We start from the raw sequence: 11,612 nt of genomic DNA on the forward strand, positions 1-11,612 counted from the left end.
CAAAGAATAGCTATAAATTATATTTAAAGATAGATGGAGTAACTCCTGTATGTTTTTTGAAATAATTATTGAAATGCGCAGGATAGTCAAATCCAAGACAATATCCAATTTCCGCGACATCCCAATCTGTGTTTTTCAGCAGGGTTTTGGCTTCATCAACAATCCTGTTACTGATCATTTGTGTAGTGGTTTTGCCTGTATGTGATTTAATCACATAATTTAAATGATTTACATGGATGTTCAGCTGACTGGCAAACTCAGAGGCACTTTTGATTTTAAGTGGGTTTTCTGGTGAATCTACGGGAAACTGACGTTCGAGCAACTCGATAAACATCGGTGTTATCCGGTCAGAAACGTCTTTATGCTCGATTAAATGATTAACCGATTGTATCTTAATCCCCTGGTGTATGATGAGTTTGAGTAAACTTCTGATCACTTCAAATTTATACTCATAATCACTTTTCAATTCCGCTATCATTTGTTTAAAATACCCGCCAACTAAATCTGTTTGTTCCTGATTCAGAAAAAAAACAGGATCAAGTACAGGGTTAAAAAGCGGACAGGTCAACTCTAATCCTTTTTTCAATTCGGCCGAAATGAAAGAGTCATTGAACAAGCATAAATAGCCTTCCTGGGTCTCTGTGGTAGATTCCTAGGAATAAGGTACAGAAGGATTGGAAAAAACAAGTGCCGGCTGATTCACTTCAATCACCTTGTCCGCGAAGTGAAGCCTGCCTGCTCCTATGGTCAGACACATTTTATAGTGGTCTCTCCTGTTGTAAGGAGTCACTTTATTGCAGTAAGACCTGGGCTGGACATTAAAATGACTCGAATTACCTTTAGGGTTTAACAAATCGGAAGGAATAACCTGATTTGTTCTGTGGTAATAATCTCCAAGGGTTTCTATAGCTGCCTGCATATTGAATTGAATATTTCAAAGAACAAAGATAATTAAAAATAGAATTAATTCTTCACTCTTCCTTTTTCAAGTTCAGCACTTCCTGTATCCCGCTTATTTTTTTTACCCAGCGAGCTTCCAAAATTATAATTGAATCCGACAGTAAATACCCGGGAATTAAATTGGTTCCTGAAAGCTTCTGTAGCGTTTGGAATATTATTGGTCAGACCATTATTTTTATAAGTCTTTAAAAGGTCCCTCACACTTAATTTAACCGACCCTTTATTGTTTAACACCTTCTTTTGGACACCTGCATTTAACTGCCCGGTTCCATTATTAATAAACTGACTATTAGCTCGTTTAGAAACGTAGAATCCGCTTAATTCGGCACTCCATTTGGGAGATAAGGTAAATATATTTGATATATTAATTTCGCCCATAGTCCTTGATTCATCCAGAACAGTTGAGAATAACTGCCCTTTAAAGACATTATTAAACACCTGGATATAGGTATTATTAAGCCACCATTTAAAAGGGTTGAAAGCAAGTGTAACTGAGGCTCCAAGATATTTGGCCGTACCAATATTACCTATACCGTCAATAAAAATATCACCTTGCTGCTTCACAACTTCATACTGTAAATCAGCAACATGAGTGTAATATAGCGCGGCTGTAATTATACTTTTATAACTATAGGATAGTTTGATAATATCAGAATATTGTGGACGTAAATAAGGGTTTCCTGAGAAATAACTGTATTTATCTACTATGGTAACAAAAGGGTTTAAATCCTGGTAGTATGGCCTGCGAATTCTCCTGCCATAAGAAGCAATCAACAAATGATGCCCCGGGCTATCTAATTTATAAGACAGATAAGTTGTTGGAAATAAGTTGGTATAACTTTTCGTGAAGGAGGAATCAGGTCTTCCAACCCCTCCAAGCTGATGTCCACGTGTATTTGTATTTTCTGCACGTAATCCCGCCTGGAATGAAAACCGCTGATAAACCTTACTATAATTCAAATAAGCTGCATTGATATTCTCTTTGTATAAAAAGTGGTTGGTAAAATCAGGATTTGATATACTTACTTCGTCAATTACATCAAAATAATTGGCTTCATTATCAGTTTGGATATAACTGCTTTTCAGGCCCGCTTCAAATTTGGCTTTACCGCCCAAAGGAAGTGTATAATCTGTTTTAACAGAATAAATATTGATTTTAGTAGGTAAATGATCAGTAATAACCTGCGTACTGGTAAGTTTGCCATCCTGATCATAAGTCTGGTTAGAAAACTGCTGATTATTGATAGAATTATAAATCAATCCGTCCAGATCAAAGGTGATTACTTTACCTAAACTATCAAACTGATGACTATAGTTCAAATTAACTCCTGCATTATTAAAATGTCCCTTACTCCTGTTATCAGCGAAAATTACCGAGTCCAGCAGGTGATTTTTATTCAGCAGCTCATTAGTTGAATTCGTTTTGCCCGACTTTGGTGTAACTGAACCTGTCAAAACTATACCCCAGGTAGTTTTAGCAGATTGATAATAATCCATACCCATTTTGATATTGCTGGAATTGCTTTTATCCCTTAGGGTAGATTTGAGCCTGAATGCGCTGTTAAAAATGCCGTTAGGACCAAAATAATCACGATCCTCTTCAAATTCCCGATAACTATGAGCAAGCGTATAAGAGGCACTTGAAAAAAGATTGATTTTATTTACTCTGTAATTCAGGTTCAGACTTTCATTAGTTTGTCCTTTATGTGCACGACTATAATTAGCCGATAAAGAGCCGTTAAACCCATTCGCTTTAGATTTTTTCGTCTTGATATTGATGACTCCCGCACTACCGGCAGCATCATATTTAGCCGGAGGATTATCCATGAGTTCTATCTGATCTAAAAGTGATGCTGGTAAAGACTTCAGATAACCTGCCAGGTTATTCCCTGAAAGATAGGTAGGTTTTCCGTCAATAAAAATGGTGACCCCGGACTTACCTTTAAAGCTGACAGTTCCATTTCCATCAACCAATACTCCGGGTGACTTTTCAAGTACCTCCAATGCATTTGCGCCGTCATTTGAAATCAACGAGCCTACATTAATGACCGTACGATCCAGCTTTTGTTCAATATATGCTTTCTTTCCTGTGATGGTGACTTCGTTCAGGTTCCTGCTGTTTGCACTGAGCAGGATAAATGGCAATTGTATAGTCTTAATATCAGCAAGAGTGACTGCAATACTCATATTATCCATTCCAACTGCCGTTATTTCAATCAGATAGTCGCCTTTATCTTTGACAGTTAACTGAAAATTACCTTCCAGATCAGTCAGTTTTTTTTGCAGGATCTGATCCTTATTGATTGCTTTGATACTTATGGTAGCAAACTCTACTGGCAAATGATTTAAGCTGGTTACATTGCCCTTAATTGTATAATTTTCCTGTAAGCTATTCTTCTCCAGTAAAATGTTATGCTCAATTTGTCTGAATGTAAAGAATGTATTCGACAGCAGTTCGTTTAAAGTTTCTTCTACAGTTCTTGTAATTACTGGAATATTCAGCGCTGAAATATCTTTAATATCAGCTTTACGGTAATAAAATCTAAAGGAGCTTTGTTCCTCTATTTTTTTCAAAGCAGTGGCCAGGTTATCATGTTTCAGGCCAATAGTAACCCGGTCAGTTTTGATATTCTGCCCGTTTAGCGAAGTAGCAAACAGCAACTGTAATGTGGTAAATAATAGAAGAGTTGATAGGATGCTTATACGCATTAATTGATAGATAAATTGTCTTTTTAATATCTTGCTGTCAGTAATAATGGCATATAATGCCCCCTGTCTCCGCATTTTCGCAGAAATATTCATACTTTTAAATGTTTTAAGTGATACCAATTATTTAAAACCCCGGTTTCCGGGATACCTGTGAGCTGATTGCCGTCGGCTTACAGGTTTTTGCTTATATTACTTACCTTGAGTAATTACAGCCTGATTAATTCTATCTTTTGTCCATCTTATTTTTATAACCCTTTTCTGAATTCATTTGTCTCAATCACATCCCTGCCCGCTAATTATTATGTTACCGTCTTTTTTAGTGGTATAGCCAGCATGATTAAAAGCACAAATCACTTTTAATATTTTATCAAGTTTATCATAAGAAAGTGCAGTTCCACTAAACCTGCAATTTTTGATCTTTTGATTTTCGAAACTGATTTTCACCTTAAACCGCTGTTCTAATTTCAAAGCCGCCTGCTCAAAAGTAATATCCTCAAATAAAAGGTCATTCTGCTGCCATGCTATAGCTTTCTGGCTATCAGTTTCTTCCTGAACTGCTTTATTCTCCGGAATATTAAAGATCACCTGCTGGTTGGGTTTAAGAATGGCTAATTGATTAGTGCCATTCGCGACTTTAACTTTTCCGCGGGTTACCGTTACAATGATCGTTTGTAAAGATTTGTTTTCTTTAATATTGAATGCCGTACCTAAAACAGTGGTAACTATCTTTCCTGTGTGAACGATAAATGGTTTATTGCTATCATGTTTAATATCAAAATAAGCCTCTCCTGATAAGTTAACCTCCCTTACCCCATCCTTAAAAGATTGCGGGTAACTCAGCACTGAATTTGAATTGATCCAAACCTGGCTGCCGTCTGGCAGAATAATTTGTTTTTTTTGATCGGAAGAAACTGTCAATTGTTTAATTGCTGAAGATTCAAGCTGCTGATGCGTAGCCGGCCATAGCCAGTACAATGAAAAAGCAACAACTATAATTGCCGCAACAGCTGCCCATCTCCGCCATAAAGATACTTTTACAGGAATAGATTGAGTTGAATGTATAGTTTGATGAATATCATGATATACACTGGCAAGCCATTGCTCTTTCTCCGCCTTATCCATACCTGACCACTCATCAGATTCATTTTTTAAATCAGATTCAAGCCACTGTGCTATAATTAAATCTTCTTCTTTCGATGTCTCTCCCTTAAGATAACTATCCATTAGGGACTCTATATCATTGTGATTCATTGACCGGAACTTTCGCAGTAGCCGTATGAACTTCCATTTAGTACTATCAAAAAATCATTAAATTTTAAATGATTGCTTAAATTTCTCTGCTAAAGGCCAGCTTAAGAAATTATCCAGTATAAAAATGCGGTAACAGATACCTGAGCGAGTACTTTCTGTAAATGTTTTAATGCCGTTGAAAGTTGATTTTTCACAGTCTGTTCTGCTAATCCGAGCTTTTCAGCAATTTCCTTAATACTCAGCTCTTCTACCCTGCTCATTTGATAGATTTCCTTTACCCTTGGTGATAGCTCATTGAGCGACTTTTCAATAGTATCTTCCAGCTCTTTCAGATATATCTTTTGTTCAATACTATTATGATAAGCATAACGCAAATATTTTAACCCATCGGCATATTCTTCACGGGTAATGTTCTTTCTGATCTTATCGATAATACGGTGACGAACTAATAAATATAAATACGTCTTTAGGCTTGAACTGATAGCCAGTTGTTTTCTATTTTCCCAGAGCTTCACAAACAGATCATGTATAAGATCTCTTGCATCCTCTAAGCTATATAATTTTGAGCAGGCAAAGCCGGCCATATTTTCCGCGTAACGGCTATAGATTTCCGCAAAAGCAGACTCATCATCACCTTTAAGAAGTTCAATTAATGCAAAGTCGTCTAATTGTGTGTATATCGCCATTATTGAGAAGGCTAATGTACAAATCAGCTATTAGGAATGCAACTCTATAAAAAGGTTTAGGAATAGTTTGATTTACAACTATATTATCAGTTTTTTATATCTTTATAAGCATATAATTAGTCATCATTGACACTAAAGAGTACATAAAATGATTAAAATATTAAGAACAGACTCAGAAAACACAGACTTTGTTAAACTTATTAAGTCTCTTGATGAACATCTGGCAGAAAAACATGGCGATGATCATCTTTTTTATGATCAATTTAATAAAGTTGACCAGATTAAGCATGTTGTTGTTGCTTATGAGAATGATGAGGCAATTGGCTGTGGTGCAATTAAGCAGTATGCTCCGGATACAATGGAAGTTAAAAGAATGTATACTTCCCCAGTTGCCAGAGGTAAAGGTATTGCAACAAATATCTTAACTGAATTGGAGATATGGGCAACTGAGCTGGCCTATGAAAAGTGCATTTTGGAAACTGAAAAAAGACAAGTTGGAGCTATAGAACTTTATAAGAAAAATGGTTATCAAATCATTCCAAATTACGGTCAGTACGCTGAGATTGAAAACAGTGTATGCTTTGAAAAAGAGATGATCCATATCTTTTAACAGGATGAATTATCTACTGCTGGATTGGTTTTTCACCTTACTTCATTTAATAATTATTGGCTTTAATTTATTGGGATGGATATGGCAGGCTACAAGAAAGCTACATCTTATGGTAGTTGCGCTGACTTTAGGCTGCTGGTTAATTCTGGGCATCTGGTACGGATTAGGCTATTGTCCGATTACAGACTGGCAATGGCAGATTAAGGAAAAACTAGGTGAAGTTAATCTGCCAAATTCTTTTATTAAATACTATGCTGACAAGATTTCCGGGCAGGATATTTCTTCTTCATTTATCGATATAGTAACCGGGGTTAGTTTTGCGCTGGCAGTAATACTTACTATATATATGAATTTTATTAAGAGGAAACGTATTTAGCACTCAAATGCTCATGTATTAATTGTGGTCGGTTAGTGATCGTAGTTGGAAGGGTGTTGGAAGGGTACGGGACCCTTCCAACACCCTTCCAACTACGATCACTAATACATGTTGAATAATACTTCTTTACCTTTATCAAGTAAAAAATAGTAAATGTGTGGCGTTTGTTCCTTTTTAAAATAATCTCTTTAAGATCAATTGTCCTTCTTCCCAGAGTCCCAGATTCGAATCTGAATTGATATGACCGTTCAGCCCGATATTAATGAACTCACTTCCCCATTGCGCTGCAAAATAACCAGCTCTTTGCACATCAACATAAGGATCATTCTCACTTGTGATAACGATGGAAGGAAAAGGTAGTTTTGTAATAGGTATCGGAGAAAAACTTCTTACAGAATCAGGCGTATGCGCCGGAGAATCAACATCTGCCGGAGCTACAAGCAAAGCCCCTTTAATATGAGAATTAGTATATTTAACTGCCCAATGTGCCACTAAAGAGACAGCAAGACTGTGGGCAACTAAAATAACAGGGCTGTCTAATTTTAAAAGTGTTGTATTTAACTGTCCGAGCCATTTATCAAGTTCTGGTTCATCCCAGTTTTCCTGTTCAAGCCGGGTTGCATTAGTGAAGCTTTTTGCCCAAAAGCTTTGCCAGTGCTTTTCTCCGGAACCGCCCAGTCCTGGCATAATCAATATTTTTGTTTCCATTATTCAGTCATAGAAATTCCTGAGTCCGAAATTATAAATTAGATTTTTGAATTATTATATTCATGAACAAGCTTCTCTATCGCTTTAAATGTAAAAGATTTGATCTGACTATAATTTTGTGATACTTTATCATTATCCGCCAGCATATCTTTTAATAGTTCTTTACGCTCTTTTCTTGTTTTACTACCAGCGCTTACCACATTATTATATTTAATAGAAGTAAGCTGAGAACTATCTTTCTCTATGAACCAGCTCGTATACTCAACGTTTGGAATTCCTCCTGTAACTACAATAGAGCTAATTGCACTGGTTACATCAAGTGCATTATCCATCTGCTTACCGAAAGTATGGGATTTGTACTCATACAATTTTATTTTTCCATCTGCTATACATTTTAGCCAGGAAGCATTTTCAGGTATAGCCATTTTTTTCGCTAAATCCCGCGGGACAAAACCCGGGAGTATCTTACTGCGGTAAAGCACTTTATTTTTCGCATTGTAATAAGCGATATATAAGTTTGGATCTAACTTATAACTAGTATCTGCTGTAATCAGTTTTACTCCGCCAATTAAGTAATTGGCTTTAATTCTGCCATATATGGTATCATTAGTTTTAGTTACTACATAACTTTTATCTTTCATTGGTGAAGCAGCGCTCGCTGAAAGTCCCAATATCAATAACGGAAATACTATAAGTGATTTAATAGGCATAATTGAATGTTTTTAATCGGTTAAAGATATATAAAAGACAGAAGATCGTTTTAGCTATTCACTGAACAGCTATACATTTTTTGTAAAATTTACTGTTTTTGAAATGGTATACGTTTGTGCATTCGCAGCCACAGCACCCGTTAAAAAATTAATAAAATAAGGGATTCCATTTTCATACACGCAAGTTAACCGGAAAAATTCAGACTAAAATAACATTTTACACTAAATAAATATTAAAACCCAACCTATTGAAGTAAATTTATCGAATGGATAAAATCGTCGTATTTGAAACATTCTATAATCCTATAGAAGCAAACATTGTAAAATCAAGATTAATGGATGCGGAAATTCAGTGTTTTTTATCTGATGAAAATACAATTATTATGAACCCTTTATATACACAAGCCCTGGGCGGTGTTAAGCTTCACCTTTTTGAAAGAGACGTTGAGTTGGCCAGAATTATATTAGGAGAAACAATCCCGGTTTTAGAAACAACAGATGAAGAAGAGGGAGAATATGTTTGCCCTAAATGCGGATCTCACAACGTTGGTTACGTCCAGGCAACTAAAAGACGATTTGGTATTTTGACGATGCTGATTTCAATAGCCTTTTTTATTTATCCATTCCATGTGAAGAAAGTTCATCACTGTTTTAACTGTCTCCATGAGTATTAAGCTATACCAGAAAATCACACCGAACTAAAGCGCTCCTGAATATTTTCCAGGAGCACTTCCGAAAAACGATCCTTACATCGGCTGTAAAGTGGGCCTGATTATAATTTCACTCGTATCTACATCTTCTGGTTGGCCTATAGCATAAGCAATGGCATTGGCAATACTTATTGCTGGAATAGACATTTTTCTCATTTCGTCTATTGATGTTTTTACTTGTTCTACAGAAATCGTATTCGACAATTCACTTTCTGTAAGTCCTGGAGAAATGATCGTTGTACGAATATTATAAGGTTTTACTTCCTGCCTGAATCCCTCACTAATTGCACGCACCGCAAATTTTGTAGCAGAATATACAGCGGAAGTTGGCGCGACGATGTGTCCGGCTACCGAGGATACGTTAATTACCTGTCCTGATTTTTGCGCTTTAAAATAAGGCAAAACAGCTGCGATCCCATGCAACACACCTTTTATATTGACATCAATCATCTGATCCCACTCGTCAAATTTCAGACTTTCAAGTAATGACAAAGGCATTACTCCTGCATTGTTTACAATTACATCTACTTTACCGAATTCTTGTACTGTATCTTTAACCAGGTTTTCCAGATCTATCCTATTGCTCACATCGGTACGACGTGCAATGGCTTGCCCTCCATTGGTTTCAATCGCTCTTACCAGTTCTTCCAGTTTATCCATACGCCTGGCGCCCAAACTGACGATAGCTCCCTGTTCACTCAACTTTTTAGCTGTGGCCAGCCCAATGCCACTACTAGCCCCTGTAATCACTATTACTTTTCCTGAAATGTTAGTATTCATTTTATGCAAATTTTAGCTAACAAATGTCGGTGGTAAAAACTACAGCGGATTTTCTCTAAGGCTCAATTTTCACTTGCTGTACAGTTCAGTAAATGAGCCGTATAGCAAGTGAAAATTGAGCCTTAGAGAAAACTAGAATCCAAATAAAGAGATGAAATTTGTTGATATTATAAAGCATAGCAACATGAACAAAACAATTTTAATAACAGGAAGCAGTAGCGGTATTGGCAAAGCGACGGCAATATTTTTTGCAGAACAAGGCTGGAAAGTTATTGCAACAATGCGCAAGCCAGAACAGGGAACAGAATTGAGTGCATTGAAAAACATATGGGTACATCCATTGGATGTACTTGACCCGGTAAGCATTCAGAAAGCCGTTAATGAGGGTATTGAACGTTTTGGTAAAATAGACGTTCTGGTCAATAATGCCGGATATGGTGCCTATGGTCCATTAGAGGTTTTTGAACGTGAAAATATTATCCGTCAGTTTAATACCAATGTTATTGGCTTGCTGGATGTCACTAAAGCGGTATTACCACACTTCAGGGCAAATAAAGATGGAATCATCATCAACATATCTTCTATGGGGGGAAAATTAACCTTTCCATTTGGAGCCCTATATCACGGAACAAAATTTGCAGTAGAAGGAATATCAGAGTCTCTGAGTTTTGAGGTAGCCGCATTTGGTGTAAAGGTCAAAATTATTGAGCCAGGTGCCACGGCTACTGATTTTGCAGGAAGATCATTTGATTTTAAAAACGATGAAAGTATAGATGAGTACCAGGGATTAATGAGCAGACTTATGAAAATGCTAAACGAGATTGGTGAAAATAGCGTACCGGCCCGTGTAGTTGCTGAAAAGATCTACGAAGCTGCAACAGATGGCAGCGACAAATTACGCTACCCTGCTACTCCGGATGCCGTAGCTTTATTGGAAAAACGTGACCAGGAAGGCGACGATGTTTTTATCACAGATTTCAAAAAACAACTGGGCTTACTATAAGTCTTTGCGAACCTTAAAATTATATAACTAATTTACCACGAACAATTAAAAAGTCTTCACAATGAATTTGGACGAGATTAACTTTGGAAACGCTTTTCTCTACTCTTGCTATGTTGACAAAGCTTTAGGTCATGAACAGTTTGTATCTGAACATGTCATATCCTACCAGATTTCCGGAGAAACGCATATAGACCATCAAAATGGTGTAATCATCCTGAGAGAAGGACAAGTATTGATTTCCCACCGGCATCAACTGGCTAAAGCTTTCAAACATCCCGCCAGGAATAAGGAATACCGATCGCTTTCTGTCATGCTGCACACCGAAAGACTAAGGAAATTTGGTATAGACCATCATTGTGCTTTAGATAAAAAATATAATGGAGTGCCTAATATAGTATTAAGCTCCAACCCTTTTCTGGATGGTTTTTTCCAATCCTTAGTGCCTTATGTAAAACAAAACAAACTTGTAAGTGCACAAATGGAAACCATAAAAGTGAATGAGATCCTCACTTTGCTGCTGGAAACGAATCCTGAGCTCCAAACTTTTCTGTTTGATTTTTCTGAGCCTTTTAAAATCAATCTCGAAGAGTTTATGCTAAATAATTACCAGTACAATGTGCCTATTGAAAACTTTGCCAAACTTACAGGGCGAAGTCTGGCCAGCTTTAAACGGGATTTTCAGAGAATTTTTGAGAGTCCCCCACGTAAATGGCTGAAAGAAAAAAGACTTTCTGAAGCTTATTACCTTATTAAAAAAAACAACAGAAACCCACAGATATTTATCTTGAGCTGGGCTTCGAAAATCTTTCACACTTTTATTCATCTTTTAAGGAAAAATTCGGGGTAACTCCCGCAATGATTATTGCTAAATAATATTCAATATGCTTATTGTAATAACTACGTCACCAGGCTTTACTATTACTTTATTAATGTTTGAATTTTGTCTGACTGAAGATCCATCTTTTTGAACTCTGCTTATTTCTGGCATACACTTTATAGACAGGTGTACCCATAGTATGGTTTACTGAAACCATTTTAGCGTTTCTAAGTTTTTATAAAGCGATGGTCTTATCAATTGCCCTATTTGAGTAAAATCTTTGCGTGATAAT

13 protein-coding genes and 1 pseudogene are annotated in these 11,612 nt (G+C 36.6%); 6 read left to right on the plus strand and 8 right to left on the minus strand.

What is annotated here, in order from left to right; translation table 11 throughout:
* Nucleotides 1–10: 10 nt before the first annotated feature.
* From HDE70_RS09335 to HDE70_RS09355, 5 genes are all read right to left on the minus strand, one after another.
* Nucleotides 11–586, minus strand: coding sequence for a helix-turn-helix domain-containing protein (locus HDE70_RS09335; RefSeq protein WP_183889552.1), 576 nt, complete (start codon nucleotides 584–586; stop codon nucleotides 11–13).
* A gap of 66 nt (nucleotides 587–652) precedes the next feature.
* Nucleotides 653–919 carry a hypothetical protein gene (locus HDE70_RS09340; protein WP_183889554.1) on the minus strand — a complete coding sequence of 89 codons (267 nt, stop codon included), beginning with the start codon at nucleotides 917–919 and terminating at the stop codon, nucleotides 653–655.
* A gap of 44 nt (nucleotides 920–963) precedes the next feature.
* Nucleotides 964–3,762: an outer membrane beta-barrel family protein gene (locus tag HDE70_RS09345; RefSeq protein WP_183889555.1), complete on the minus strand. Its 2,799-nt coding sequence runs from the start codon at nucleotides 3,760–3,762 to the stop codon at nucleotides 964–966.
* A 180-nt stretch (nucleotides 3,763–3,942) separates the two neighbouring features.
* Nucleotides 3,943–4,893: a FecR family protein gene (locus tag HDE70_RS09350; protein ID WP_183889557.1), complete on the minus strand. Its 951-nt coding sequence runs from the start codon at nucleotides 4,891–4,893 to the stop codon at nucleotides 3,943–3,945.
* A gap of 128 nt (nucleotides 4,894–5,021) precedes the next feature.
* Nucleotides 5,022–5,606, minus strand: a complete 585-nt coding sequence (locus tag HDE70_RS09355) for an RNA polymerase sigma factor (RefSeq protein WP_183889559.1) — start codon at nucleotides 5,604–5,606, stop codon at nucleotides 5,022–5,024.
* A 148-nt stretch (nucleotides 5,607–5,754) separates the two neighbouring features.
* Here HDE70_RS09355 and HDE70_RS09360 point away from each other — a divergent pair, with 148 nt between their 5' ends.
* Nucleotides 5,755–6,216: a GNAT family N-acetyltransferase gene (locus tag HDE70_RS09360; RefSeq protein WP_183867050.1), complete on the plus strand. Its 462-nt coding sequence runs from the start codon at nucleotides 5,755–5,757 to the stop codon at nucleotides 6,214–6,216.
* A gap of 4 nt (nucleotides 6,217–6,220) precedes the next feature.
* Entirely contained in the window at nucleotides 6,221–6,592 is a 372-nt protein-coding gene (locus HDE70_RS09365; protein ID WP_183889561.1) for a DUF2784 domain-containing protein, read from the plus strand.
* Nucleotides 6,593–6,766: 174 nt separating this feature from the next.
* Here HDE70_RS09365 and HDE70_RS09370 read toward each other — a convergent pair whose 3' ends face one another.
* Together HDE70_RS09370 and HDE70_RS09375 are read right to left on the minus strand one after the other, a co-directional pair.
* Entirely contained in the window at nucleotides 6,767–7,300 is a 534-nt protein-coding gene (locus tag HDE70_RS09370; protein WP_183889563.1) for an RBBP9/YdeN family alpha/beta hydrolase, read from the minus strand.
* A gap of 38 nt (nucleotides 7,301–7,338) precedes the next feature.
* On the minus strand, nucleotides 7,339–8,010 hold the full coding sequence (locus tag HDE70_RS09375; protein WP_183889565.1) for a hypothetical protein: 672 nt from the start codon (nucleotides 8,008–8,010) through the stop codon (nucleotides 7,339–7,341).
* A gap of 266 nt (nucleotides 8,011–8,276) precedes the next feature.
* On the opposite strand from HDE70_RS09375, the gene HDE70_RS09380 reads away from it, so the two are divergent.
* The gene (locus HDE70_RS09380; RefSeq protein ID WP_183889567.1) at nucleotides 8,277–8,684 is read left to right on the plus strand and encodes a DUF2007 domain-containing protein; all 408 of its coding nucleotides are present in this window, start codon (nucleotides 8,277–8,279) and stop codon (nucleotides 8,682–8,684) included.
* Nucleotides 8,685–8,756: 72 nt separating this feature from the next.
* Here the strand turns inward: HDE70_RS09380 and HDE70_RS09385 are convergent, their stop codons facing one another.
* The gene (locus HDE70_RS09385) at nucleotides 8,757–9,500 is read right to left on the minus strand and encodes an SDR family oxidoreductase (protein WP_183889569.1); all 744 of its coding nucleotides are present in this window, start codon (nucleotides 9,498–9,500) and stop codon (nucleotides 8,757–8,759) included.
* A 184-nt stretch (nucleotides 9,501–9,684) separates the two neighbouring features.
* On the opposite strand from HDE70_RS09385, the gene HDE70_RS09390 reads away from it, so the two are divergent.
* The 3 genes and pseudogenes from HDE70_RS09390 to HDE70_RS27490 all read left to right on the plus strand — a co-directional run bounded on the left by HDE70_RS09390 (nucleotide 9,685) and on the right by HDE70_RS27490 (nucleotide 11,376).
* Nucleotides 9,685–10,503 (plus strand): SDR family oxidoreductase, encoded by an 819-nt coding sequence (locus HDE70_RS09390; protein ID WP_183889571.1) that lies wholly within the window; start codon nucleotides 9,685–9,687, stop codon nucleotides 10,501–10,503.
* 61 nt (nucleotides 10,504–10,564) lie between these two features.
* Nucleotides 10,565–11,032 (plus strand): annotated as a pseudogene (locus tag HDE70_RS27485) (hypothetical protein); the annotation flags it as partial.
* 260 nt (nucleotides 11,033–11,292) lie between these two features.
* Nucleotides 11,293–11,376: a hypothetical protein gene (locus tag HDE70_RS27490; protein ID WP_411268046.1), complete on the plus strand. Its 84-nt coding sequence runs from the start codon at nucleotides 11,293–11,295 to the stop codon at nucleotides 11,374–11,376.
* Nucleotides 11,377–11,612: the final 236 nt, after the last annotated feature.

The sequence above is a fragment of the Pedobacter cryoconitis genome, from assembly GCF_014200595.1.
GTDB classification, from domain to species: Bacteria; Bacteroidota; Bacteroidia; order Sphingobacteriales; family Sphingobacteriaceae; genus Pedobacter; species Pedobacter cryoconitis_C.